Origin of the sequence: Pseudomonas brassicacearum, assembly GCF_918698105.1 — a bacterium.
Lineage (GTDB): Bacteria > Pseudomonadota > Gammaproteobacteria > Pseudomonadales > Pseudomonadaceae > Aquipseudomonas > Aquipseudomonas brassicacearum_F.
The window spans coordinates 1-25,044 of sequence record NZ_CAKKMI010000040.1 but is presented as its reverse complement, the minus strand read 5'-3'; the positions used below and the strand labels follow the sequence as shown (position 1 = coordinate 25,044).

The window sequence follows — 25,044 nt, the reverse complement described above, 5'->3', positions numbered from 1 at the left end:
TTGTGGGAGCGAGCTTGCTCGCGATGGCGTCCTCACTGACACCGCCATCTGAATCTGAATAACGACGCTTTTCCTTGCTTCAATCGGTTCTACTTCTGCACCTGTCCTTGAATCAAACCCTACCTAGACTCTGACTTGCCAGGAGGCAGTAAGAGTCCAATGACGGACCGGTGTTATCTCCTGGCGCCTGATGCCAAGGAGATGAGTATGAGAATGGAAGTCAGTCGGCATGGCCCGTTCGGCTGTGCATTGTTAGGCGTCTTGCTGGCTCCGACCGCTAGCGCCGCCCCCTCGTTGTCCTCCCAGATACCCTTCGATGTCACGGTAACCAACCCCGTTTCACTGGTCAGCCTGCAAGCCAATTTCGATGAGTTGTCGTGGCAGACCTTCATTGCCCTGAACTGGCCGGCGCTGGATAACGGCGGTCCCAATACCGGCACTTCCATCGGCAAGCAGGATGGCGTCACGGTGTGGGAAAGCTGGAAAGAGAGCTACCAGATTTTCCGGGCCAAGGGCCAGGCCCCGCTGCCCTGGAACGCCCCGGCGACCGTGCCTGAAGCGTGCAAGTCGCTCAAGCCCGGTCGCCTGTTGCAGCAAATGGGCAAGGTGCCCGATGTGCTGGATGAATTTATCCAGCCCTTCGAGAGCGGCCCGCTGGTGGACCAGAACGGCAGCTACACGCGCAACGAAATCGTGGTCAACCAATCGATGTTCAACGGCATCGTCGACAACGGCCTGTACAGCATCGAAGGTCAGCAGAAGTTTTTCGCCGCCAAGCCGACCAACGCTGTGGCGTTCAGTTGTGGCTCCACCAAGACCCAACAGGTCGGCGCGGTGATGGTGAAGGCGTCTTGGAAAGTGCTGGGCCCCAACGACAACCACCAGGATTTCCATACCGTCGATGCGCTGGTCTACACCCCGGGCAACAATGACCCGAGCCGTGGGCCGATTGTTGCGGATTCATGCGTGTCCCAGCCGGTCGGGTTGGTGGGATTGCACATGGTCCATAAGACCGCCAGTGCGGCGCAATGGGTCTGGTCAACCTTTGAGCATGTGAACAACGTGCCGGAAAAAACCACGCCTGTTGCCCAACGGACGGGGCCTTATCTGTTCTACAACGCCGCCAGCAAAAGCGACATCAACCAGCCGCCGCCACGGCCCTGGAACCCGGCGGTCAAGGCGACGCCCTCGCAGATCGTGCGCGACGTGCCGCTCACCGAGGCCACCAAAAAACTGAACGCTACGTATCAAGGCCTGTTGCGTACGGTGAACCCGAAGAGCGTCTGGGCGAACTATCAACTGATCAGTACCCAGTGGCCGTCAGACCCGCCCAAGAACTGCCAGGTATCGGCCGCCAATCCGCTGGGCAGTCCTGCGCCCTCGTTCCTGGCCAACGCCACGCTGGAGACCTACATCCAGGGCACCGTGCCCCAGGCGTCTTCCAGTTGCATGGCTTGCCACGGCAATGCGGCCACCCATGTCACCGAGTCGCCGCGTACCAGCTTCGCGGATTTCACCTATTTGCTCGAACGCGCACAGTCCACCAGTGGACAAGGAGCCAAGCAATGAGCAGCAATCTGGATAATTTCGTAGGCCTGTCTTCGGCCCTCATTGGCATCTCGACGGATCGTTTGGCACCGCAGATCGACCCGGTCGGTTTGCCGCCGATCTTTCTCGATTACGTCACTGCGCGAGTTCCTTCCGACGTGCTCAACGCGCTCTTGACTCAATACGCCACCCTGGTGGCTGAGCACGTACCGCCCGACCAGATCGCCCAGCAGATACTGAAGTTCAACATGCAACCGACAATTCCCCACACGGTACTCGCCGCGCGCTCGATCATGAAACTGTGGTTGTTGGGCGTCTGGTATCAACCGTTCGATATGGCGCCTTTCAAGAAAGATTATTCGGCGGTGGTGTCCGATCAGGCCTATATCCACAGCTGGGCCTGGAAAATCGCCCAGGCTCACCCGATGGGCTACAGCGAATCGTTTTTTGGGTATTGGAACAGCGCGCCCTCCAGCCTTGAAGAGTTGACCGGCGTATCCGCTAATGGACAGCAAGGAGCGTTGTCATGAGTACCGAACAAGCCGAAGTGGTGATCGTTGGCGCAGGCCTGGCCGGTAGCATCATTGCCTATCAGTTGGGCATGGCCGGGATTGATGTACTGGTACTCGAATCGGGGCCGGAGATACCGGTCAATCGTGCCCAGTATCTGGAGCGTTTCTATACCGCGACGCTGAAAACCCCTGAGTCACCCTATCCCCCAAGCACGACACTGGACCCACATCTCAAGGGGCCGGCCAAGCTGAACGCTCCGCGAGCGACCATTGCCGATCTGCTTGATGACAACTGGAATAATCCGGCGGTCAGCTACCTGGTACAAAAAGGCCCGCTGCCCTTCACGAGTACTTATGAACGAGTAGGTGGCGGCACGACATGGCATTGGGTTGGAACCTGCCTGCGCATGGTGCCGAACGATTTTCGTCTGAGGTCGAAGTATGGCGTCGGGGTAGACTGGCCGATGGGTTATGACGATCTGCAAAGCGCCTACTGCCGGGCGGAAGCGGAAATCGGGGTGTCTGCCAACGTGGCCGACCAAGCCTATCTGGGCATGACCTTTCCTGATGGTTATGCGTTCCCGATGCACAGCATTCCGTTATCCCTGGTCGATGGCAGCTTTGTCACCGCCGTCACGGGGCAGACGTTCGATAATTTGCCGCTGGTGGTCAGCCCGACGCCGGCCGGGCGCAACTCTGAGCCTTATGCCGGGCGCCGGGTATGCGCCGGTAACACCAACTGCACGCCGATCTGCCCGATCCAGGCCAAGTACGACGCCACCGTGACCATGAACAAGGCCTTGGCCACTGGCAAGGTCCGCGTGCTTTATCGGACCGTGGCCAGCAAGGTAACCGTTGGCGCCGACAGCAACGTCAATGGCATCGAGTTCATGCAATATCAGTTGGAAGACGGTCCCAATACTGGAAAAGGCTTGGCCGTTGCACAGCGCTATGTGATCGCCGCCCATGCGATCGAAACACCGAAACTGTTGCTCAACTCCAAGACTGACGTTTGGTCCAAGGGCGTCGCCAACAGCAGCGGCCAAGTAGGCCGCAGCCTGGCGGACCATCCCATTTATCTGGCCTGGGGGCTGATGCCCGAGGGCAAGGCGATTTTTCCTTATCGGGGACCGCTATCGACGGCTGGCATCGAAAGCCTGCGCGACGGCGCCTTTCGCAGCGATCGTGCGGCGTGGCGTATCGAAATTGGTAACGAAGGTTGGAACTGGCCGGCCGGTGACCCCTACACCACAGTGGCTGACTTTATCGACGGGACGAACATTGGGAAGACCAACCCGAGCAACACATTGCTATCGGGAACGGCGCTGGTGCGCAAGCTCAACGACGTCTTCACCCGCCAGTTCCGGATTGGCTTTTTAGTGGAGCAGGTGGAGGAGGATCCCGATCACTCCGACAGCTATATCCAGCCTTCGACGGATAACCTCACGGATGGGCTCGGCATTGTTCGGCCGGAAATCCACTACAACCTCTCCAAGTACACCAGGAAAGGTTTCCAGCAGGCGAAAATATTGGCGACGCATATCATCGAGGATCTGCTCGGTGCCCAGGAGCTGACGGACATCATCGGGCCTGGATGCTTCACTTACGATGGGGTGCCCTACAGCTTCCAGGGCGCCGGCCACCTGATGGGGACTTATCGCATGGGCGATGACCCCACCAAGTCTGTGGTGGACAAATACCAGCGCAGTTGGGACCACAAGAACCTGTTCCTGGTGGGCGATGGCGTGTTCCCCAGCACCGGCACCTCGAACCCGAGCCTGACGATTGCGGCGCTGTCGTTCCAGGCCGGGGATACGCTGGCCAATGACCTGCGGGCGGTGACGATGCAGGTCCAATCCACCATCGCCTGGCAGGGCACTGGCGTGCAGGTCAACGGGTTGGTACCGCGGCTGGTGCGCTACGTCAGTGGGCAATGGTGCGCCAGTCCGCAGGGCGGCAATGTCGATGGAAATGGCGGATCGAGGCACATCGACTACAGCAGCTATGCCTTGCCCGGTGCCGCCGAAGGCGCCTTGATCGGCCGCGTGGGCAATGGTGGCAAGCCGTTCCTGGTCGGTGATCTGGGGCAGGTTCCGGGCGACCAGCAAGGGGAACTGCAACTGTGCATCAACGATGACCTGACCGGGCAGCACGGCTCTGGCTTGAAAGATAACACCGGCGCGCTAACGGTACGGGTCGAGTTTGGTGCGCTGTAAGGCTTGAGCGGTAATAGTCCAACTCCTGTGGGAGCGAACCTGTGGGAGCAAGGCTTGCCCGCGATGCAAACACCTCGGTGTAGCTGATAGACCGAGGCGATGCCATCGCGGGCAAGCCTTGCTCCCACAGACTTGCTCCCACAGGCTCGGTTCCACAGAGGGTAGGTGTGTTCAGGCGGCCGAGCGCTGGTTACGCAACGCCACCGGCCCGACGCGCGCTTCAATGGCCCGCTTCAGTTCGCCGCGAAGCCCCAGCAGAAAACCCGCCTCTACCACCACAAACAGCGGCCCGACAATCAGCCCGGTGAGGTCATCGACGAACGCCGGCTTGCGGCCTTCGTAATAGTGACCGACGAACTGGATCACCCAACCCACCACGAACATCCCCAGGCCACCGCCCAGCCACACCCAGGTGCTTTGCGCAGCGAGCACCTGCCCCAGCCATAGCGCCAGGCCCAGCAGCACCGTCATCAGCAGCCCCAGGCGCAATTCCAGGCGCAGGTAGAACCAGGCGCTGGCCACGGCCACCAGCAGCGCTGGCGACACGAGGACCGCGCCCACGGGCCAGCCGGGCCGTGACAGCAGCACGGCGACGGCAACGAAGATCAGCGGGATACCGATGAAATGGCTGGCGATGTTGCGCGGGTCGCGATGATAGGCAGCGTATTGACTGAGATGATCGACGAGGCTTTTCATTGTTGTTCCTCCTGAGGTGATGCCTGCATGATGCCCAGGAACCACAAGGCATTCTGTCAGTTAGCCGACACTTGTCCCGGAGTTTCCATGAATTCGCATCCCTGGCACTCACACTTGATGGCCGGCCACTGGTACAGCCATCTGCCTGCTGAGTTTCAGAATAGTCTGCTGGACATGGCGCGGGTGCGCCGCCTGCCGCCGGGCCATCGGCTGTTCCGGCGTGGCGATCCACCGTGCGGGCTGTATGCCGTGCTGGAAGGCGCGGTGCGCGTCGGTGCGGTGAACGAACAGGGCAAGGAGGCGTTGCTGAGCGTGGTGGAGGCGCCCCATTGGTTCGGTGAAATCTGCCTGTTCGATGGCCAGCCGCGCACGCATGATGCGGTGGTCGTCGGTCAATGTACGCTGCTGCATGTGCTCCAGGCGCCGTTGCTGGCATTGCTGCAAGAACAGCCGATCCACTGGCGGCATCTCGCATTATTGATGAGCCACAAACTGCGTCTGACCTTCATCAACCTTGAACACCTGAGCCTGATGCCCGCCCCGGCCCGCGTGGCCCACCGCCTGCTGATGATCGCCGAGGGCTACGGCGAAATCGAACCGGCCCGACGGGTCCTGCCACTGCCCCAGGAACAACTGGCGCTGATGCTCGCGCTGTCGCGCCAGACCACCAACCAGATCCTCAAGGACTTGCAGGCCCAGGGCATTCTCCACCTCGGTTACGGCGAGATCGAAATCCTCGACATCGAGCGGTTGCGGGCCCTGACCACGCTCTGAAACCGACCTGAACCCTGTGGGAGCGAGCTCGCTCGCGAAGGCGTCAGTTCAGTCAACGTCCATATTGACTGATACATTGCCATCGCGAGCAAGCTCGCTCCCACAGGGGTTTGGTGTTGTCGCAGATATCGCGGTAACACCGCTCCCAATGTGGGAGCGAGCTTGCTCGCGATAGGGCCCGCCCAGGCACCGCAAATCCCTAGCGCAACCCATCCCGAAACTGCCCCGGTGTCATCCCGGTCCAGCGCTTGAAGGCGCGGCTGAAGCTGCTGGCATCGGCGAAGCCCAACAGGTAGCTGACTTCGCTTATCGAGCAATTCGGGTCCCGCAGGTGCAGCAGCGCCAGATTCTCCCGGCACTCGTTGAGCAGTGCGTCGAAGCGGCAGCCTTCGTCGGCCAGGTGCCGTTGCAGGCTGCGCAGGCTCAGGTGCATGGCCTGGGCGATGCGTTCGGCGCTGGGCTCGCCTTCGGGCAGTTGGGCCTCGATGGCCGCGCGGACCTTGCGCTCCCAGGTCAGCGGCTTGAGCTGGGCGAGGGTGCGTTCGAGCACGGTTTCGTTGTGCTCGGCCAGTTCCGGGTTGGCGTCGTCCAGGTGGCTGTCGAAGTCGCTGAGGTTGAACTCCAGGCAATCCTGCGCAGCGCCGAAATGCACCGGCGAGCGGAACACCTTGTGCCAGGGGCTGGGGTCTGCCGGTTCCGGGCGCCGCAGGTACACCGCCAGCGGTGCGTAATCACGGCCGAGGCGGTTGCGACAGGTGCGCACATAAATCGCCGTGAACGCGTCGATGGCTTCAAAGGCTGGCGCCGGTCGGCCCGGCGGCACCTCAAGGCTAAAGCGATAACGGTCCTCTGCGCGGATCAGTTGCAGGGTCAAGGCATCGCTGACCACCGGGTGATAGCGCACGATCCGCTCGAACACTTCCCGCAGGCTGCCGCTGGCCACCAGGGCATAACCCAGCGCGTGAAAAGTGGTGGGGCTGACGAAGCGCGACACCCTCAGGCCGATGGCCGGGTCGCCGCTGGCCTGCACGGCCAATGCCCACAGGCGCGTGGTGGCCGAGAGCGGGTAGCGGGCGTTCGGGTCGTCCATCCATTGCGGGTCGAGGCCGGCTTCGACGCACAAGGCATGGCTGTCCAGGCCCAGCGCATCGAGCTGCTTGCGCAGGGCGCGGGTCCAGCTGGCGAGGGAGGTCGGTTCAGTCATGACGATTGGCGCTTGCGGTCAACAGGTTGGCGTTTACGGCTACCACCCCGTGGGATAACGCCCGGCAGGATGAGCACATCTCTAACAGAGGATGTAAGCCATGCACGGCACTTGCGCAAGCCCCGAGCGATTGAATGCACAACAACGATCGGCCCATATTCGCCAGGTGGTCCTGGCCCGGGGCGAAGAGCTGCGGCGGCGCTATCCGTTCCTGCGCCACCAGGATGCGTTGGGCGCGGGCATCCTGGCGTTCGCCCTGGCCGGGATGATCGGTTCGGCGGTGCTCTACATCAACGGTCACCTGGCCGGGTGGGCGTGCCTGTTGCTCAACGGGTTTTTCGCGTCGCTGACCCACGAGCTGGAACATGACCTGATCCACAGCATGTATTTTCGCAAGCAGCGCCTGCCCCACAACTTGATGATGGGCCTGGTGTGGCTGGCGCGGCCGAGCACGATCAATCCGTGGATCCGCCGCCACCTGCACCTCAACCATCACAAGGTGTCCGGCAGCGAAGCCGACATGGAGGAGCGGGCCATCACCAACGGCGAACCCTGGGGGCTGGCGCGGTTGCTGATGGTCGGCGACAACGTGATGTCGGCCTTCATCCGCCTGCTGCGGGCCAAGAGCTGGGCGCACAAGCGCAGCATTCTCAAGCGCACGCTAAAGGTGTATTTCCCGCTGGCGTTGCTGCATTGGGGCGCCTGGTATGTGTTCCTGGGATTTCACGGGGCCAACGGCATTGCCAGCCTGCTGGGAACATCGATTGATTGGTCGGCCACCACGCTGGCGACGATGCAGGTGATCGACATCGCCGCGGTAGTGATCATCGGCCCGAACGTGTTGCGCACCTTTTGCCTGCATTTCATCAGCTCGAACATGCATTACTACGGCGACATCGAACCGGGCAACGTCATCCAGCAGACCCAGGTGCTCAATCCGTGGTGGTTGTGGCCGTTGCAGGCGTTCTGCTTCAACTTCGGCAGCAGCCACGGTATTCATCATTTCGTGGTGAAGGAGCCGTTCTACATCCGCCAACTGACGGTGCCGGTGGCCCATGAGGTGATGCGGGAAATGGGTGTGCGGTTCAATGATTTCGGTACGTTTGGCCGGGCGAACCGCTTTGTGCGGGAAGAGGATGTGGTGCGGGAGGAAGGGGATGCGGTGCGGGCCTGATCGATACAGGTTCGAGCGGTGAAACGCGAAACCTGTGGCGAGGGAGCTTGCTCCCGCTGGACGCGAAGCGGCCCAGGTTTTTGGGGCTGCTGCGCAGCCCAGCGGGAGCAAGCTCCCTCGCCACAATGGTATGCGTTAAGACTGGGAACAGGTCAGAACTGATAGCTCACCGTCGCCGCCACATTGCGTTCTTCACCCAGGTAGCAATAGCTCAGGCTGGCGCACGAGGCGACGTAGGTTTCGTTGGTCAGGTTGTTCGCGTTCAGGCGCACGTCCACGCCCTTCAAGCCGACCTTGCCCAGGTCATACCCCAGCGAGGCATCGAACAAGGTGTAGGACGGCACCTTCATGGTGTTCTCCGCATCGGCCCAGCTGTAGCCGACATAGCGCACGCCGCCGCCCAGGCGCAGGCCATCGAGGGCGCCGCTGTCGAACGCGTAGTCAGCCCAGACCGAAGCCATGTGGCGCGGGGCCTGGGTCGGTGAGTTACCCTTGTTTTCGATGATGTCGGTGGCGGTGCTCAAGGTGCTGATCATCGATTTCGAATATTCGATGTCGGTGAAGGTGTAGCTGCCCAGCACTTTGAATTGTTCGGTCAACTGCAGGTGCGCTTCCAGTTCCAGGCCCTGGGAGCGCACGGCCCCGACGGCGCGGTAGAAGTTTTCCTGGGGCAGTTTGGTTGCCAGGTTTTCCTGGTCGATGCGAAACAGCGAGGCGGTGTACAGGTCATCGGTGCCCGGTGGCTGGTACTTCAGGCCCAGTTCCCATTGCTTGCCATCGGTGGGCGGCAGCGGGTTGCCGGCGCTGTCGGCGTAGGAGTTGGGGTTGAACGACTCGGAATAGCTGATGTACGGCGCCAAGCCATTGTCGAACAGGTACAGCGCCCCAGCGCGGCCGGTGAGCTTGGTGCGTTTGTCGTTGATCTCGGTGCCTTCCGGGCGGCCGAATTCGGCGATGCGGTTTTCATCCGAAGTCTCGACCCAGTCCTGGCGCAGGCCTAGGGAGAAGCGCCATTTGTCCATCTCGATCAGGTCTTGCAGGTACACGCCGGTCTGCTCCAGGCGCCGCAGGTAACTGGTGGGGCTGAAGTAGGTGATGGCCGAGTTGCCGTAGGTCGGGTCGAAGGCATTGATCGGCGCGAGGCTGCCGCTGGTCCAGTCGACCACGGTTTTGCGCCGCTGGTAGTCGGCCCCCATCAGCACGGTGTGCTTGGTCGCGCCGGTGAAGAATTCGGCTTGCAGCATGTTGTCGACGATGAAGGAATGGAGCTTTTCTTCGGCGCCGGTGTAATAGCGGTTCAGCTCGTTGCTGGTGGGCGTGGTCCAGCCATAGGCGTAGACCTGATCGTTGGTGACTTGGGAATCCAGGTAACGGAAGTTCTGCCGGGCGGTGAAGACATCGTTGAAGCGGTGCTCGAACTGGTAGCCGAACGACTGTTGGTCGCGCTCGTAACCGTCGACGCCCGGTTCGCCTTCGAAGAAGTTTTCGGAGATCCGCCGGCCGTTGCGCTGATGCAAGGTGCCGTCGGCCGGCATGCCGCCGTGGTAGCCGCCGTCGGGATCGTGCTGCAGGTAGGCTTGCAGGGTCAGCGAGGTGTCTTCGCTGAAGTCGATGTTCACCGTGGGCGCGAGGGCGAAGCGTTTTTCCTTGTTGTGGTCGAACTGGGTGTCGGAGCTGTCCGCCAGGCCGATCAGCCGATAGGTGACGCGTTTTTCGTCATCCACGGGGCCGGTGAAGTCCAAGCCCATGCCGCGTTGGCCCTGGGTGCCGACCGTGGCCTGGATCTGGTGATAGGCCTCGTACTGCGGCTTCTTGCTGGTGAGCGCCACCAGGCCGCCGGGCGAACTGCGGCCGTAGAGCACCGAGGACGGGCCCTTGAGAATGTCGACCCGCTCCAGGAAATACGGATCGACCTGCATCGAGCTGTAGGTGCCGCTGTCGCCCATGGACTTGAGGCCGTCGAGGTAGATGTTATCCACCGAGCCGTCGTTGAAGCCGCGCATCGCCACGTAGTCGTAGCGGTGGGTCGCGCCGTAGGGGTTGGTCAGCACGCCGGGGGTGTAGCGCATGGCCTGGGACACGGTTTGCGCGCCCTGGTCGTCCATTTGCTCGCGGGTGACCACGGACACGCTCTGGGAGGTTTCGCGCAGGGCGGTACTGGTCTTGGTGGCGATCTGGCTGTGGGTGGCGTTGTAGCCTTCCATGCTGCCCAGGGCGTTACCCAGGGCGAAGCCCTTGATGTCGGTGGTCGGCAGTTCCAGCGTGCTGCCAGTGGTCTGGGTTTGCAGCACGTAGCTGCTGCCATCCTGGCTGACGGCGACCAGTCCCGAGCCGCTGAGCAACTGGCTCAGGGCCTGGTCCGGCGAGTACTCACCCTTGAGCCCCGCGGACTGGACGCCGCCGGTTTGCGCCGGCGTGCTTGCCAGGGTGATTCCGGCCTGGCGGGCGAACTGGTTCAGCACATCGCTCAGTGGACCGGGGGCGATGTTGTAGCTCTGACGGCTGGCGGTCACGCTGCTTTGTGCGGCGAGCGCGAACATCGGCACCACGCTGACCCCCAGCGCCGTGGAGAACAGCGCGGCATGGATCGCCTGGCGCAACAGGCCCGGTTGCGCAGAGAGGCCGAAGGGGTTCTTGAGAAGTACGCGCTCAGTCATTGTGGGTTCCGTTGCAGTCGCCGAAGGCAGATAAGGGTTGCTTACTGTCCTAGCCGGACGCCGGCCTGAAACCCGCCAAAAAAAATCAAGCCAGGCGTTCAACCGTGATCCACCAACGGGTTCGATAACGGAGCTGCACCGGGAGCGTGCGTGGCAGGACGGCGAGTAGTTTGTCGGTGTCCTCCAGGCGGAAAACCCCCGACAAGCGCAGGTCGGCAATCGACGCCGCGCAGTTCAAATAGCCTGGGCGGTAGCGTCCAACTTCGTTGAGAAAGTCTTCCAGGCGCATGTTGCGCGTGACGATCAAGCCGTCGGCCCAGGCGCCTGCGTCCATCTCCAGCGGCGGTGCCAGGGTCGCTGTCGATGCGTTGATCAGGTAGCTTTGCCCGGCCTCGACCTGGAGGGGCGTGCCGTCGCTGTTTGGGTGCGAACGGATAACCACCCGGCCGCTGGTGACGCTCAAGCGTGTGCAGTCGCCGTCCTGGCGCACGACGAAGCGCCCCTCCAGGCCCTCGAACAGGCCATGCCTGCTCTTCACCAGCAGCGGCCGCCCCGGGTCGCGGCCACAGGTGACCATGATTTCGCCGCGGGCCAGGGTAATCAGGCGCTGCCGGGCGCTGAAATCCAGGTCGACGGCGCTGTGGGTGTTGAGCTCGAGTCGCGTGCCGTCCGGCAGTTGGAAGCCTCGGCGTTCACCGGTGGCGGTGGCGAAGTCGGCACGCCAAGGCTGCCAGCCCAGGTCCTTGCCCAGCCACGCCGCGCAGCCGACCAGGGCGACGCCCGACAACAACTTCAGGGCCTGGCGACGGCTGAGGCGCTGGGCGCTGTTTTCCAGCGTATCCAGGGCGACATGGGCGCCGGGCACGGCCCGCAGGTTCGAGGTCAATTCGTTGTGCAGCGCTTGCACCCGTTGCCAGGCCTGTTCGTGTTCCGGGTGGGCGGCGCGCCAGGTGTCGCACTGTTGGCGCAGGGTCGGGTGAGCGCTGTGATTGCGCAGGCGCAGCAGCCAGTTGATCGCCTGCCGGACCACCTGTTGCGACGGGCCGCTGCGTCGGTTCTGCAAGGGCTGCGCCGGCTCAGCTTTCATAGCGCAGCACATAGCAGTGGTACAGCGCATCGGCGACGTAGCGCTCCACCGAGCGCAGCGAGATGCCCATCTGTTCGGCAATCTGCTTGTACGTCAGGCCTTCGCACTGGGCCAACAGAAAGGCCTTGCGCACTTTCGGCTTGAGGCCTTCGAGCATCCTGGCAATCGCTTCGAGCAGTTCCAGGATCAGGGCCTGGGCTTCAGCGCCAGGGGTTTCGGCTTCCGGCAGGTGAGCTATGGTTTCCAGGTAAGCGCGTTCGATTTCTGCTCGACGCCAATGATCGATCACCAGGCCTTGGGCGATGGTGCGCAAAAACGCACGTGGGGCGCGAAGTTCCAGGCGTTCGCTACGCTGCAACAGGCGCACGAAGGTGTCTTGGGCCAGGTCCGCGGCATCGGCGGCATTGCCCAGACGGGTGCGCAGCCACGTATTGAGCCAGCCGTGATGACGGCTGTAGAGCGTCTGTACTGCAAACTCGGGAGATGACATGGACGCGACGGCCTGGATGCTACAAATGATAATAGGTCGCATTGTCATCAGGCGCTGGCGAATTTGCAACCACCGTTCGCCCCGGCGTGGCCTCCCGTCGGCTATTTCTGCGCATCCCTAATTATTTGTACAGGTTTGCCGACAGACTTGTACGTGTGCACCAAAGTGGAGCAGAGTGACAACCGCCCGCGCTGTTACATGAACATTGCAAACCTGGAATGCACCCCCACTCCTTGCATAAGAAGCCTCATCAATGAATCTAAAGTTCAGCCACAAAATCCTTCTTGCCGCCTCTGGTGTGGTGGTCCTGGCTTTTGCCCTGTTCACGCTCTACAACGATTATTTGCAGCGCAACACCATCGGCAGCAGCCTTGAATCGTCCATCGAGCAATCCGGCGACCTGACGGCCAGCAGCATCCAGAACTGGATGAGTGGCCGCATACTGGTGCTGGAAAACCTGGCGCAAAACATCGCGCATCAGGGTGCAACTGCCGATCTGCCGGGGCTGGTCGATCAGCCCGCGCTGACGTCTAACTTCCAGTTCACTTATGTGGGCCAGGCCAACGGTGTCTTCACCCAACGCCCGGACGCCAAAATGCCTGACGGCTACGACCCGCGTCAGCGCCCCTGGTACAAACAGGCGGTGACCGCCGATAAAACCATGCTGACTCCGCCTTATCTGGCGGCGGTGGGTGGCCTGGTGGTGACCGTTGCCCTGCCGGTGAAGCACAACGGCGAACTGCTCGGCGTGGTGGGCGGCGACTTGAGCCTGGAGACGCTGGTGAAAATCATCAACTCCGTGGACTTCGGTGGTATCGGCCATGCGTTCCTGGTCAGTGGCGACGGTCAGGTGATCGTCAGCCCGGATAAAGACCAAGTGATGAAAAACCTCAAGGACATCTACCCAGGCACCCCGGTGCGCATTGGCAAGGGTATCCAGGAAGTTGAGCTGAACGGGCAGGACCGTATCCTTTCGTTCACTCCCGTTACTGGCTTGCCGAACGCCGAGTGGTACATCGGCCTGTCGATCGACAAGGCCAAGGCCTACGCGCCGCTGAGCCAGTTCCGTACGTCTGCGCTGATTGCGATGTTTGTCGCGGTGGCGGCCATCGCGTTGCTGCTGAGCCTGCTGATCCAGGTGCTGATGCGTCCGTTGACCACCATGGGCCGCGCCATGCAGGACATCGCCCAGGGCGAAGGTGACCTGACCCGGCGCCTGGTGGTGCAGGGCAAGGATGAGTTCGCAGTGCTGGGTGGCTCGTTCAACCAGTTCGTGGAGCGGATTCACGCGTCGATTTCGGAAGTGTCTTCCGCCACTCGTCAGGTGCATGACCTGTCGCAGCGGGTGATGACTTCGTCCAACGCTTCGCTCGTCGGCTCGGATGAGCAGAGCGCCCGCACCAACAGCGTGGCCGCGGCCATCAACCAGTTGGGCGCCGCGACTCAGGAAATCGCCCGCAATGCCGCCGATGCCTCGCAACAGGCCAGCGGTGCCAGCGAGCAGGCCGATGACGGTCGCCAGGTGGTGGAAAAAACCATCCAGGCCATGACCGAGCTGTCGCAGAAGATCAGCCTTTCCTGCACCCAGATCGAAAACCTGAACGCCAGCACCGACAACATCGGCCACATCCTGGACGTGATCAAGGGCATCTCCCAGCAAACCAACCTGCTGGCCCTGAACGCGGCCATCGAGGCGGCCCGCGCCGGTGAAGCCGGGCGTGGTTTTGCGGTGGTGGCCGATGAAGTGCGCAACCTGGCGCATCGCACCCAGGAGTCGGCGGAAGAAATCCACAAGATGATCACCTCGCTGCAGGTCGGCTCCCGTGAAGCGGTGACCACCATGAACGCCAGCCAGACGTCCAGCGAAGAAAGCGTGGAAGTGGCCAACCAGGCCGGCCTGCGACTGGTCAGCGTGACGCAGCGCATCGGCGAGATCGACGGCATGAACCAGTCGGTGGCCGCCGCGACCGAAGAACAGACGGCCGTGGTCGAAACCCTCAACATGGACGTCAGCCACATCAACCTGCTGAACCAGCAAAGCGTGGCCAACCTCAATGAAACCCTGAAGGATTGCGATGCCTTGTCGCAACAGGCCAATCGACTGAAGCAACTGGTGGACAGCTTCAAGATCTGACCCCGGCCGCCAGCCGAGCCGATCACCTGTGGCGAGGGAGCTTGCTCCCGCTGGCCTGCGCAGCAGGCCCCAGCATGTCTGCAGGCGGACTGCGTTGGCTGGCTTTACGACTGCTGCGCAGCCGAGCGGGAGCAAGCTCCCTCGCCACGGGTGCAGGGTTGTCTGGGCTGACGCTATCGCGAGCAGGCTCGCTCCCACAGAGGTGCGGCGGTGAGCCTGGATCTTGGGTTCACTCCAACTCCATGTGGGAGCGAGCTTGCTCGCGATGGCGGCGGCCCAGTCAACATCGCCGGCACAGATCTACCGCTTTCGCGAGCAAACCTGCTCCCACAAAGGTATCGGCGCTTACTTGAACATCCCCTGCACATTCCCCATCGCCTCATCGGCGAAGCCCTGGAGGAAATCCCGGAAGCCCGACGGCGTGTGGGCGTCGGTGTGGTCGGCGATGATGGTCCAGGTGGCGCGGCAGCGGTTGTCCGCCAGGGGTTCGACACGCATGGCCGCCCACAGGTTGTCGATGCCCAGGGTGTTGTAGATCAGCGTCCAGGTCATGTGCATGGCCTGGTCGTCACGGCTGTTGAGCTGTTCCACCACCAGGTTCTGCCCATCGCGGAAGAATTTCTTGCGCAGGGACCTCACGCCCTCGCCGGTCATTTCGATGCGTTCCAGTGCCGGAATGAAACGGTTGAATCCGCCAAAATTACCCACCACGTCCCAGACGCGCGCCGCGTCGGCCGCGACCTCCACCGAGGTTTCGACCTGGCAGGCGTGGGGGTTTTTGATCAGGGTGTCGGGTTGAAATGCACTCATGGTCTTGCTCCTTGCTTTGGGTTGAGGGTGTTTCAGATGAAGTCGATGGCCTTGAGGTAATCGGCGCCGCGGCGCAGCAGGGCCGGGGACTTTTCCGGGTAGCTGGCGCCCATCTGCCGCACGCCGGCGCGGGCGTTGTCATGGCTGATCAGCGAGATGTCGCCGATGTCTTCCTCGAAGCCGTTGAGGTAGAAACCCAGCACGCCAAACAACGCGTTGTCGGCATCGACCCGGGCCAATTGCCGTTGCCACTCGGCGACGCTGACCAGCGAAAACTCCCGGCCGCTGTCGCGAAACGACGCGACATACGCATCCCAGCTCAACGGCTGTGGGTTGTGCAGGTTGAACACCGCTTGCGTCGGCTGGTAACGGCTGGCGTGGAAGGCGATGAAACGGGCGAGGAAATCCACCGGCATCAGGTCGAAGTTGAGGGACAACTCCGGCACCTGGCCGAGCTGGATCGACCCCTTGAGCATCAGCATCAGCCGATTTTTATGGGGCTGGCAGACCCCGGTCAGGCTGTTGAAACTGATGTTGCCGGGACGGAACAGATTGACCCACACCCCGCGATCCCGGGCCCGTTGCAGGATCCGTTCGCCGACCCATTTGGACAGGTTGTAGCCGTTCTTGATATAGATCGGCGGCGTCATGGCGGCCGGCTGTTCCAGCACTTGGCCGTCGGCGTCCAGGGCACTGGAGGCGGAAAGCGTGGAGACGAAGTTGAAGATCTTCTTGCTGCGCCCTTCACACAGGCGCAGGCATTCGAAGATCGGCTCCACGTTGTCCCGCGCCAGGGACTCATAGTCGAGCACATGGTTGACGTGGGCGGCGTTGTGCACCAGTGCGCCGAAGGTACGGTCGATGCGGGCGTAGACGTCGTCCGGCAAACCCAATTGCGGTTGGGTAATGTCGGCGGCGTACACACTGACGCGGTCCAGGTCCAGGTGGGTCAGGTGATTGTCCTGGAGGGCTTGGGAGAAACGCTCGGCCGCGCTGTGTTCAGCGCTCGCGCGCACCAGGCACGCGACTTCGGTGGCGCCCCAGGCCAGCAGCGCTTCGACGATGTGCACGCCGAGAAAGCTGTTGGCGCCGGTCACCACCACCTTGTGCACATCGCCGCATTGGCTGATGGGCAGCGGCTCGAGGTTGAGCTCGGCCTCGGCATCGATGAAGGCCTGGGGGCTGAGGATCGATGCACTGTTTTGATCAGGATCGTCCAGCAACTTGGCCAAGGTCATCAACGTCGGCGCTTCGATGAAGCGATTGATCGACAGGCTGCGGCCGAACGTCTGGCGGATGCTCAGCAGCAGTCGCGACAGCAGGATCGAGTGCCCGCCCAGGTTGAAGAAGCTTTCGTCGGTGGCGATGTCTTCGACCGGCAGTTCAAGCAGCTCGGCCCACAGTTGCTGCAGTTGAGTCTCCAGGGCGTTTTGCGGCTGACGTCGTTGGCCGTCGACCTGCACCTGCACCGCCATGGCAAGCAAGGCCCGGCGATCGACCTTGCCGTTGCTGGTGTACGGCAGGCTCGGCAACTCGACGTAGGCGGCTGGGTGCATGTAGCTGGGCAAACTGTTCTGCACATGTTCGCGCAGGGCCTGGAGGGCGTCGCCGGGGTGCTCGGGATGAACCAGGAACGCCAGGATTCGCCGCCGTTCATCGACCCCCACCGCCACTTGGCGAAACAACTGGCTATCGCGCAGGCAGTGCTCGATTTCCTCGGGCTCGACCCGAAAGCCGCGGATCTTCACCTGGTTATCGCGGCGGCCACACAACTCGATGCCGTTGTCAGTCCACTGGCCGATATCACCGGTGCGATAGACCCGCAGCGCTTGCCCGGTGGGCAGTGCCAGGTCGAGGTAACGCGTGGCGGTCAGCGTCGGGTCGTTCAAATAACCCAGGCCGACGCCCGGCCCGGCGATGTACAACTCGCCGGGGACACCTTGGGCAACCGGGTGCAGCTGTTCGTCCAGGATCAGCACCCGGGCATTGGCGATGGGCACGCCGAGGTTGCGGTTGTTGTCGCCGATGCCGAACTGTCGCGTGGTCGCCAGCACCGTGGTTTCGGTCGGGCCGTAGATGTTGTGGAACCGGCATTGTGGCGCGAGCTGTTCGATCACGAACGGTTCGCAGACATCGCCACCGGTGATCAGGTGCGCCAGGCCCAACGGTGTATCAAGGGGCATGACGCTCAGCAGCGCAGGCGGCAGGAAGGCGTGGCTGATGTGCTGCTGGTGAATCAACGCGACCAGTTGCTGCGGATCGCGGCGCTGGTCTTCGCTGGGCACCACCAGCAGGGCGCCGTGGATGAAGGTCGGCAGGATATCCAGCAGCGATGCGTCAAAGTTGATGGTGGAAAACTGCAACGCCCGGCTGTCGCGCTGCAACCCGACGTAGTCGCCGTACCAGGCACAGAAGTGGCTGAGGTTGCGGTGGCTGAGCAACACGCCCTTGGGTTGGCCGGTGGTGCCGGAGGTGTAGATCGCCACGGCCGGCTCGTCGCTGTCCACCGTACGGCGGATCAGCGAGGCCGGGATGCCGGGCTTGGATGCTGGCAGTTGATGGACATTCAGTGTTGGCAACGAGAGGTCGCCCAGGTCGCTGTCGCCATCGTGCAGCAGCAGGTCCGCCTGGGCGTTTTCCAGGATGAAGCGTCGACGTTGCGCCGGATGCTGCGGGTCCAGCGGCAGGTACACCGCCCCGCAGCCCAGCACCGCGAGGATCGCCGCATACAGGTGCGCGGACTTGGGCAGGCACACACCGATCACCTTGTGGGTGGAAGGCCTGTGGGAGGAAGGCTTGCCCCCGATGAACGATGACGCGGTTTGCTCGGGAGCATCGGTGTCTTCATCGCGGGCAAGCCTTGCTCCCACAGGCTCTGCTCTCCTTGCTCCTGCCGGCTCGGAACTCCGTAGCATTTGCAGCATCGGCTCTTGCAACCTCAGCGCCAGGCGGCGCAAGGATTTGTAGTCGATGAGTTGTCCATCGACCCACAGGGCCGGTTGTGTCGCGTCGTCGAGCATGCGCTGTTCGATGCTGTGCATCACCGGCACATCGGCGGCGGCCAGCAGCCAGGGAACTGGCGGCCGATTGAGGCGATGCTCGAACGCCAGCGGCTCCAGCGCGTCGAGCCCGAGCAGGGGTGGGTCGACAGCGTCAGCGTGCATTGTCGGCCAGTGATCGAAGCAGGTTTCATCTCGGGATAACTGACTGACCAGCCGTGCGCCCGTCTCGATCAGGGTTGCCAGCGTACGCAGGCGCAAGGACTGACCGTTGCCATCGTGTTGCGGCGGGATCACTTCCTGGCATAACAGCCGCTGCGCGCCGTCGCGAAAGACCAGCACCGGTTGCGGCAATGCCTCGCCGGGCAGCGTGCGCAGCGCCACGCGGATCTGGAGGCATGAACGGGCTTCAATGGCTCGCGGTGTCGTCCCGTCATCGATCAACAGGTCGACTGGCGATTGAAGGTCCACTAAATCATGGCCGTGCAGCTCCAGTTCCCGGGCCAGTTCGGCCATGGCCTGGCTGGTACCAGGCACTGCAATTTCGAGGCGTTTCATTGAAAAGTCCTCATGGAGTCAGGTAATCGGCGAGGGCGTCGCGCACGCAGGGGGACGCGAGCATCGAGCTGCCGCGGAAAAAACGCGTGATGTTGCCCACCAACGGGTGAAAACGATTGATCGGATAGGCCAGCGCACTGGCGTCTTCACGCAGCGACTGGCGCACCGATTCGTCGACGGGCAGGTGCGCGATCAGCTCGAAGTCGAATGCTTGCTGCAGGTCGCTCGCCAGGTACTGGGCGATGAAGCCGGGCATCAAGCGTGCAATCACCGCGCGGTCCTCTTCGGGCGCGGTGCGCCAGTAGATCTGCACCAGTCGCGTCCAGAAACCGGAGTGCCGGCCTTCGTCGAGCAAGTGATCGGCCATCAGTCCCTTGATCGAGGCCTTGACCGAGTCGTCCCGGGCGAAAGCCGCCACTTCGTTGGTGACGGTGTTCTCGGCGATGGCGATGCAGATCAGCTCCACGGCGTTGAGCAAGTGTTCCGGCGCCTGGGCCAGGGTCGCCGGTATCGCGCGGCTGAGTTCGATCTGCCCCGGCAACGGGATCGGCGCGATGCCGGTCATGTCGATGGTCTGCTGCATGAAGTCCATCGCCACCAGCGCGTGGTAATCCTCGTCCACCACCACGGTCATCGCGTCGTAGCGGCAGGCGAACGGGAATTCGATGCCGAAGCGGTTCTTGGCGATGCGGCGGGCGGTGTGGTCCACCAACTCGGTTTCGAAAATCACCACGTCGTTGATGAACTTGTAGAGGCTCTGCACCAGCACAAAGTCGCGCAATTGCGGACAGTGGCTGAGGAAGGTCTGGCTGTGCACCAGCGGCTGGCGGCTCATCGGGAAGATCAGCTTGTCGTCGTCTTCGACCCGGCGCCGTGGCCGGGTGCGGATCGTGGCGCGGCTTTCCCAGGCGTCGGCGAAGGATTGGTATTCGACGGCGTTCATGGCGTCACCTGTGCAACCGCTTGGGTCATGCTCTGGCGCAAGCCATCCCACAAGGCCGCGCGGCTGTGGACAGCGGCGAGCGCGGCGACCAGTACTTCGCTTTCGCGCTGCGGGTCACCATCGATCAGCCGGGCCAACAACTTTTCTGCCGCCGGGCCGTGGTCTTCGGAATCGACTTCGATGTGCCGTTGCAGGTAATAACGAAAGGTCGGCGCCTGATCCAGGCCAATGCCCCAAGCGTCCAACATGCGCTGGAACATCTGCGGGATGACACTTTCGCGACCGTGTACGAACGCGGCGGCGACGCTGTGGGCCGGGGCGTGCAGGGCGGTGTGCAAGGTCTGGCGGACAAACTGTGCCGCCGCCGGTTCGACCTCGACGCTGTCCAGCGCCGTCTCGGGGCTGACACCTTCCTGCTGCAGGGTGATGAATTGCTCGATTGCGCGGGTATCGGCGCCGATTTCCCGCATGGCGTCCAGGTACAGTTCGAAATGGCTGCAATAGCCCGCCCCGGGGCGGTCATCCGACTCTTCCCCCAGCACGATTTCATTGATCAAGCGTGCCGCGTGCGGGTCGGCCGGCGGCAACCAGGGCAGGTGGACGCAGGTGAGCTCGCGTTGCAGTCGTTTGGTCAGCGACATGAAGTCCCAGACGGCAAAGACATGGCTTTCCATAAAACGGCGTAACAGATCGATTGATGTAATCTCGGAAAAAACCGGGTGTTGACCAAGTTCCAGTTTTTGCAGGGATAGCTTAAGAGATAGTTGTTCTTTGGTTGGCTGCATTGGAACGTCCTCATCAATGATGTTTTGTTCGGAAGGCCGCTCGTTAGTTAATGAGGGCGAGCGGGTGCCTGAACCGAAATCCATGAATTGCCCAAGGGGCTTAAGCATTCTCTTTTAATCGTTGTTTCGGCTTCTGATGCCTGTGTTTGCTGAGATTGTCGCAGGTGGAACGGGTCGCTAGTAACGCGACGAATAAAAAGCTAATCCATGTAGTAAGTAAGCGGCAAGTAATTTTTTAATTATTTAAAGTGAGTGTTTTATTAGGCGCGAAGAGGGCTGTTAAAACTTTTTATATAAGTTTTGTTGGGGCGAAGAGGCTCCTTCCGATTTAGCAATATCAGAATCGATAGTTCGAGTGAATGCCTCACTCGGAGCACTTCAGGGATCGGGGAGTAAGGAAGTTTTATGTTAGGGCAGGACGTCGGTCGGACATCCGATCATCCCGCCGGTTGGACGACGCTCCTTGCGTATTGGCTTCGATTCGCCTGGCCTCAGCCAGGCGTTGACTTCTTCAGGTCTGTTTTGAATCGACAAGCGCAAGAGTGAGCCCAAATCGATGGCAGTGCCATTGAACTGATGGGGCGCCGCGTCGCGGACACGGCCAGGCCGCGCCGCGCAGGCGACAAGTGAGTCGGAAGGATATGTAAGAAATTTTTACGGCGGTCGGACCGTCGAGGCGGGATCAAAGACTCGACGAATGTTCCAGATACTGGCGCATGGTGACAGAAGCTTTTTCCAGGTGCCGCTCCAGCAATACGACGGCGTTATCGATGTCCTTGGCACGCGCGGCTTCGAGCAGCGCGCGATGATCGTCCTGGCTCAACTTGCCCAGCCCCATGGATGACAGATGAAAGCGCAGGAAGCGCTCTTCTTCATTGAGTTCGCGCTCGATCAGGGCCAGCAGCTTGCTGTTGGGTGCCTTGTGATACAGCGACATGTGGAACAACCGGTTGAGCTTGCCGATCTCGGCGTGATTGGTTTCCGTTTCCAGCTGTTCGATGTACTGGGCAGCCAGTGCGAGGTCGCTGTCATCGAGCAGCGGGATGGACAGGCGCAAGGCGAACGATTCCAGGACCGAGCGCAGGGCATAGGTTTCTACCGCGTTGTTGGTGATCAACGGTGCCACCACGGCACCCTTGTGTTGAACCACATTGAGCAGTGACTGCGCTTCGAGCTGGCGCAATGCCTCGCGCACCGGCATGCGGCTCACGCCGAACAGGTCGGCCAGCTCCTGCTGGCGCAGCGCGGTACCGCACGGCAGGCGTCCATCGAGGATGGCCTCGCGCAAAGACTCTTCGATGATCGAGCGTGCCTGGTCAGCCGGGATGGGTCCGTTGACCTGAATAGTGCTAAGCGGTTTGGGCTTCTGTGTCACGACAACACCTGACTGGTAGTAACGAAAATTGGATCCAAGCCAACGTTAGTTACAGAATGCCAAGCCGTCAAAACTTCACGGCCCCAGTTCCTGAACTAAAGTTTAGTCTGCTTGCGGTGATTGCAACCTGCCATTGTTTTTTACCGGGCCAGGCTTCACCATCCAACGAATTTCCAACGGCCCCTTTCGGACGTATTCCCTTGGCTGCACCTTTCCCTGTCCTCAGGTTCTTGCGCTGGTTGTGTTCAGCATTGTTGCTGGCCGGCCTGATGCTGGGTGGCTTGCAGGCTGACTGGGACTTTGCGCAGATCAGCCGACGGGCGCAAGCGTTATATGGCCCCTTGGGCGAAGGTCAGCAACGGATCGACGCATGGCAGCAATTGTTGGCGACCCAGAAACAGCTCCCGGAACTGGAACAGCTCAAGGTGGTGAACCTGTTTTTCAATAAACAGGTGCGCTACGTGGAAGACATCGACCTGTGGCGCGAGGTCGACTACTGGGAGACCCCGATCCAGGCCCTGTGGAAGGGCGCTGGCGATTGTGAAGACTACGCCATCGCCAAGTATTTCAGCCTGCGTCATCTCGGGGTGTCCAGTGACAAGCTGCGCATCACCTACGTCAAGGCCTTGCGGCAGAACCGTGCGCACATGGTGCTCACCTATTACGCCACGCCCGAGGCGATGCCGCTGGTACTCGACAGCCTGATCGACGGCATCTTGCCGGCCAGCCAGCGAACCGACTTGCTCCCGGTCTACTCTTTCAATGCCGAAGGGCTGTGGCTACCGGGCACCAAGGGCAACAAGAAAGTGGGTGACACCAAGCGCCTGTCCCGGTGGCAGGATGTGTTGAAGAAAATGCAGGCCGAAGGTTTTCCGGTCGAGACGACTAACTAGGAGCGCGCGCTCAGATGTCCTTGTTCAAACAGCTGTTGATCGCTATCTGTCTGTTCCTGGTGGTTGCCTTCAGCGGCAGCTTCATGGTCAGCCTGGAAAGCTCGCGGGCCCAGTACGTCAACCAGTTGCGCTCCCACGCCCAGGACGCGGCCACGGCGCTGGCGTTGTCGCTGACGCCGAACATCGACGACCCGGCGATGGTGGAGCTGATGGTCAGCTCGATCTTCGACAGCGGCTACTACGCCAGCATCCGCGTGGTCGACGTGGCCACCGACAAGACCCTCGTCGAGCGCACCGGCACGCCGGACGCCGGCAGCGTGCCGCAATGGTTCGTCAAGCTGATCGGCCTGGAACCGGCCGGAGGCGATGCCATCGTCAGCCGCGGCTGGGAACAGGCGGCGCGGGTCGAAGTGGTCAGCCACCCGATGTTCGCCCTTGCCAAGCTGTGGCAGAGCGCGTTGGGCAGCCTGGGCTGGCTGCTGCTGTGCGGCGCCGTGAGCGCGGTGCTGGGGGCCTTGCTGCTGCGTCGCCAGCTCAAGCCGCTGGATTACATGGTGCGTCAGTCCCATGCCATCGCCCGTCGCGAATTCCTGAGCCTGCCGGAGCTGCCGCGCACGCCGGAACTGCGCCGCGTGGTGCAGGCGATGAACCAGATGGTCGAGAAGCTCAAGGCGTTGTTCCAGGAGCAGGCCGAGCGCAGTGAGAAACTGCGGGTCGAGTCCTATCAGGACAACCTCACGGGCCTGGCCAACCGGCGCTATTTCGAAATGCAGCTCAATGCCCGGGTGAGCAACCCGGAGCAGGCCAGTTCCGGTTACCTGCTGTTGCTGCGGGTCAAGGACCTGGCCGGTTTGAACCAGCGGCTGGGCGGGCAGCGCACCGACCAGTTGCTTAAGGCGGTTGGCGAGCAACTGCAGCGTGAGTGCGCCCGCTACCCGGAAACCCTCAATTTGGTGACGCGTATTCGCGGTGGGGAATTCGCGGTGCTGGCGCCTGGACTGGTGCGTGGGGAAGCGCTGCAGCTTGCGCAGAACCTCGAGGCCGCGTTGGCGAGCCTGCATGCGACCGGTGCGACGGATGTGGCGTCGGTGGCTTCCATTGGGCTGGCGCCGTTCGTTCATGGCGATTCGCCGCAAGCGGTGCTCCAGCTCGGCGACCAGGCCCTGGCCCAGGCTGAAAGCCAGGGCGAACCGGGTTGGGCCTGCCTGGACCACAGTGCGTCGGCGAGCGTCGGTGACGATCACCATGCCTGGCACAATTTGCTCGACCAGGCTTTGAGTCATCAGCGCTTCGAACTGTACTTCCAGCCGGTGGTGGCCGCACAGGACACCCAGATGGTGCTGCATTACAAAGTGCTGTCGCGGCTGTTGGACGAGCAGGGCCAGACGATTCCTGCCGGGCGTTTCCTGCCCTGGCTGGAGCGCTTTGGCTGGACGGCGCGCCTGGACCGCTTGATGCTTGAACAGGTGCTCAGGCAAATGGCCGGGCATGAACAATCCCTGGCGTTGAACCTGTCTTCGGCGACCTTGGCCGATCCGCAGGCGCTGAACAAGATTTTTGAGATCCTGCGGGCGCATTCAAACCTTGGGCCGCGCTTGACGCTGGAGATTGGTGAAGAGCAACTGCCGGAGCAAGCGGTGCTGGAGCAGTTGACTCGGCGTCTGCGTGAGCTTGGCTTCTCTCTGAGCCTGCAGCGTTTTGGTGGGCGGTTCAGCATGATCGGTAACTTGTCGCGGTTGGGGTTGGCTTATTTGAAGATCGATGGCAGTTATATTCGTGCGATTGATCAGGAGAGCGATAAGCGCTTGTTCATTGAGGCAATTCAGCGGGCGGCTCACAGTATTGATTTGCCGTTGATTGCCGAGCGGGTTGAGACGGAGGGGGAGTTGGCGGTGATTCGGGAGATGGGGTTGTTTGGGGTGCAGGGGCAGTTGGTGGGTGAGCCTAAGCGTTGGGGGTGAGACTTCTGGGCGAGTACATATCCATTTCTGCGGTAACGGCTGCTTAGGGTTCCGCCCTTACGGCGGGTCACTTTCGAAAAGCCCGGAAGCCGGCCCAGTCAAAAGTAACCAAAGCGCTTCTGCCCCACCACTCGGCACCTCGCCTAGGCTCGGTGTGCCCTCACTCCGGCATTGCTCCGTGGGCCCGCCGCGAAGGGCCATCCATGGCCCAGCGCGGCTATCCCGGCA

18 protein-coding genes are annotated in these 25,044 nt (G+C 61.9%); 8 read left to right on the top strand and 10 right to left on the bottom strand.

Features of this window, described 5'->3' with window-relative positions; genetic code table 11:
* Window positions 1-207: 207 nt before the first annotated feature.
* From LQ215_RS16770 to LQ215_RS16760, 3 genes are read left to right on the top strand one after another with little or no spacing between them, the layout of a single operon-like run.
* Window positions 208-1,569, top strand: coding sequence for a cytochrome C (locus LQ215_RS16770; RefSeq protein WP_230151552.1), 1,362 nt, complete (start codon window positions 208-210; stop codon window positions 1,567-1,569).
* Entirely contained in the window at window positions 1,566-2,078 is a 513-nt protein-coding gene (locus LQ215_RS16765; RefSeq protein WP_230151550.1) for a sorbitol dehydrogenase, read from the top strand. The genes LQ215_RS16770 and LQ215_RS16765 overlap by 4 nt, the downstream gene beginning before the upstream one ends.
* Entirely contained in the window at window positions 2,075-4,276 is a 2,202-nt protein-coding gene (locus LQ215_RS16760; protein ID WP_230151548.1) for a GMC oxidoreductase, read from the top strand. The genes LQ215_RS16765 and LQ215_RS16760 overlap by 4 nt, the downstream gene beginning before the upstream one ends.
* 171 nt (window positions 4,277-4,447) lie before the next feature.
* Here LQ215_RS16760 and LQ215_RS16755 read toward each other — a convergent pair whose 3' ends face one another.
* A complete protein-coding gene (locus LQ215_RS16755) occupies window positions 4,448-4,972 on the bottom strand; it encodes a DUF962 domain-containing protein (RefSeq protein WP_230151546.1) in 525 nt (174 codons plus the stop codon).
* Window positions 4,973-5,059: 87 nt separating this feature from the next.
* Here LQ215_RS16755 and LQ215_RS16750 point away from each other — a divergent pair, with 87 nt between their 5' ends.
* Window positions 5,060-5,746, top strand: coding sequence for a Crp/Fnr family transcriptional regulator (locus LQ215_RS16750; protein ID WP_230151544.1), 687 nt, complete (start codon window positions 5,060-5,062; stop codon window positions 5,744-5,746).
* Between the two features lie 199 nt (window positions 5,747-5,945).
* Here LQ215_RS16750 and LQ215_RS16745 read toward each other — a convergent pair whose 3' ends face one another.
* On the bottom strand, window positions 5,946-6,950 hold the full coding sequence (locus tag LQ215_RS16745) for an AraC family transcriptional regulator (protein WP_230151542.1): 1,005 nt from the start codon (window positions 6,948-6,950) through the stop codon (window positions 5,946-5,948).
* A gap of 100 nt (window positions 6,951-7,050) precedes the next feature.
* Between LQ215_RS16745 and LQ215_RS16740 the strand changes: the two genes are divergently transcribed.
* A complete protein-coding gene (locus LQ215_RS16740; RefSeq protein WP_230151539.1) occupies window positions 7,051-8,124 on the top strand; it encodes a fatty acid desaturase in 1,074 nt (357 codons plus the stop codon).
* Window positions 8,125-8,276: 152 nt separating this feature from the next.
* Here the strand turns inward: LQ215_RS16740 and LQ215_RS16735 are convergent, their stop codons facing one another.
* The 3 genes from LQ215_RS16735 to LQ215_RS16725 all read right to left on the bottom strand — a co-directional run bounded on the left by LQ215_RS16735 (window position 8,277) and on the right by LQ215_RS16725 (window position 12,358).
* Window positions 8,277-10,781 carry a TonB-dependent siderophore receptor gene (locus tag LQ215_RS16735; protein ID WP_230151535.1) on the bottom strand — a complete coding sequence of 835 codons (2,505 nt, stop codon included), beginning with the start codon at window positions 10,779-10,781 and terminating at the stop codon, window positions 8,277-8,279.
* Window positions 10,782-10,866: 85 nt separating this feature from the next.
* On the bottom strand, window positions 10,867-11,868 hold the full coding sequence (locus LQ215_RS16730; RefSeq protein ID WP_230151532.1) for a FecR domain-containing protein: 1,002 nt from the start codon (window positions 11,866-11,868) through the stop codon (window positions 10,867-10,869).
* Window positions 11,858-12,358: a sigma-70 family RNA polymerase sigma factor gene (locus LQ215_RS16725; RefSeq protein WP_230151529.1), complete on the bottom strand. Its 501-nt coding sequence runs from the start codon at window positions 12,356-12,358 to the stop codon at window positions 11,858-11,860. Before LQ215_RS16725 ends, LQ215_RS16730 begins: the two co-directional genes overlap by 11 nt.
* Window positions 12,359-12,611: 253 nt before the next feature.
* On the opposite strand from LQ215_RS16725, the gene LQ215_RS16720 reads away from it, so the two are divergent.
* Window positions 12,612-14,492: a methyl-accepting chemotaxis protein gene (locus LQ215_RS16720; protein ID WP_230151527.1), complete on the top strand. Its 1,881-nt coding sequence runs from the start codon at window positions 12,612-12,614 to the stop codon at window positions 14,490-14,492.
* A 345-nt stretch (window positions 14,493-14,837) separates the two neighbouring features.
* On the opposite strand, the gene LQ215_RS16715 is transcribed toward LQ215_RS16720, so the two are convergent.
* The 5 genes from LQ215_RS16715 to LQ215_RS16695 form a co-directional block, all read right to left on the bottom strand.
* Complete coding sequence (locus LQ215_RS16715) at window positions 14,838-15,302, bottom strand: SRPBCC family protein (RefSeq protein ID WP_230151524.1); 465 nt, start codon at window positions 15,300-15,302, stop codon at window positions 14,838-14,840.
* A gap of 32 nt (window positions 15,303-15,334) precedes the next feature.
* Window positions 15,335-18,859, bottom strand: a complete 3,525-nt coding sequence (locus LQ215_RS16710) for a non-ribosomal peptide synthetase (protein WP_230151521.1) — start codon at window positions 18,857-18,859, stop codon at window positions 15,335-15,337.
* 10 nt (window positions 18,860-18,869) lie between these two features.
* Window positions 18,870-19,802: a diiron oxygenase gene (locus LQ215_RS16705; RefSeq protein WP_230151519.1), complete on the bottom strand. Its 933-nt coding sequence runs from the start codon at window positions 19,800-19,802 to the stop codon at window positions 18,870-18,872.
* Complete coding sequence (locus LQ215_RS16700; RefSeq protein WP_230151517.1) at window positions 19,799-20,587, bottom strand: DUF3050 domain-containing protein; 789 nt, start codon at window positions 20,585-20,587, stop codon at window positions 19,799-19,801. Before LQ215_RS16700 ends, LQ215_RS16705 begins: the two co-directional genes overlap by 4 nt.
* A 682-nt stretch (window positions 20,588-21,269) precedes the next feature.
* A complete protein-coding gene (locus tag LQ215_RS16695; RefSeq protein WP_230151516.1) occupies window positions 21,270-21,962 on the bottom strand; it encodes a GntR family transcriptional regulator in 693 nt (230 codons plus the stop codon).
* Between the two features lie 269 nt (window positions 21,963-22,231).
* Here LQ215_RS16695 and lapG point away from each other — a divergent pair, with 269 nt between their 5' ends.
* Both lapG and lapD read left to right on the top strand, forming a co-directional pair.
* A complete protein-coding gene (gene lapG / locus LQ215_RS16690) occupies window positions 22,232-22,855 on the top strand; it encodes a cysteine protease LapG (RefSeq protein ID WP_436839584.1) in 624 nt (207 codons plus the stop codon).
* Between the two features lie 14 nt (window positions 22,856-22,869).
* Window positions 22,870-24,816, top strand: a complete 1,947-nt coding sequence (gene lapD / locus LQ215_RS16685; protein ID WP_230151514.1) for a cyclic di-GMP receptor LapD — start codon at window positions 22,870-22,872, stop codon at window positions 24,814-24,816.
* Window positions 24,817-25,044 lie beyond the last annotated feature (228 nt).

Coding starts and splice junctions, on each gene's coding strand:
- LQ215_RS16760 (WP_230151548.1), top strand. CDS start 2,075: ATGAGTACCGAACAAGCCGAAGTGGTGATCGTTGGCGCAGGCCTGGCC.
- LQ215_RS16710 (WP_230151521.1), bottom strand. CDS start 18,859: ATGAAACGCCTCGAAATTGCAGTGCCTGGTACCAGCCAGGCCATGGCC.
- LQ215_RS16700 (WP_230151517.1), bottom strand. CDS start 20,587: ATGCAGCCAACCAAAGAACAACTATCTCTTAAGCTATCCCTGCAAAAA.
- LQ215_RS16720 (WP_230151527.1), top strand. CDS start 12,612: ATGAATCTAAAGTTCAGCCACAAAATCCTTCTTGCCGCCTCTGGTGTG.
- LQ215_RS16740 (WP_230151539.1), top strand. CDS start 7,051: ATGCACGGCACTTGCGCAAGCCCCGAGCGATTGAATGCACAACAACGA.
- LQ215_RS16705 (WP_230151519.1), bottom strand. CDS start 19,802: ATGAACGCCGTCGAATACCAATCCTTCGCCGACGCCTGGGAAAGCCGC.
- lapG (WP_436839584.1), top strand. CDS start 22,232: ATGCTGGGTGGCTTGCAGGCTGACTGGGACTTTGCGCAGATCAGCCGA.
- LQ215_RS16715 (WP_230151524.1), bottom strand. CDS start 15,302: ATGAGTGCATTTCAACCCGACACCCTGATCAAAAACCCCCACGCCTGC.
- LQ215_RS16770 (WP_230151552.1), top strand. CDS start 208: ATGAGAATGGAAGTCAGTCGGCATGGCCCGTTCGGCTGTGCATTGTTA.
- LQ215_RS16735 (WP_230151535.1), bottom strand. CDS start 10,781: ATGACTGAGCGCGTACTTCTCAAGAACCCCTTCGGCCTCTCTGCGCAA.
- LQ215_RS16750 (WP_230151544.1), top strand. CDS start 5,060: ATGAATTCGCATCCCTGGCACTCACACTTGATGGCCGGCCACTGGTAC.
- LQ215_RS16725 (WP_230151529.1), bottom strand. CDS start 12,358: ATGTCATCTCCCGAGTTTGCAGTACAGACGCTCTACAGCCGTCATCAC.
- LQ215_RS16765 (WP_230151550.1), top strand. CDS start 1,566: ATGAGCAGCAATCTGGATAATTTCGTAGGCCTGTCTTCGGCCCTCATT.
- LQ215_RS16755 (WP_230151546.1), bottom strand. CDS start 4,972: ATGAAAAGCCTCGTCGATCATCTCAGTCAATACGCTGCCTATCATCGC.
- lapD (WP_230151514.1), top strand. CDS start 22,870: ATGTCCTTGTTCAAACAGCTGTTGATCGCTATCTGTCTGTTCCTGGTG.
- LQ215_RS16745 (WP_230151542.1), bottom strand. CDS start 6,950: ATGACTGAACCGACCTCCCTCGCCAGCTGGACCCGCGCCCTGCGCAAG.
- LQ215_RS16730 (WP_230151532.1), bottom strand. CDS start 11,868: ATGAAAGCTGAGCCGGCGCAGCCCTTGCAGAACCGACGCAGCGGCCCG.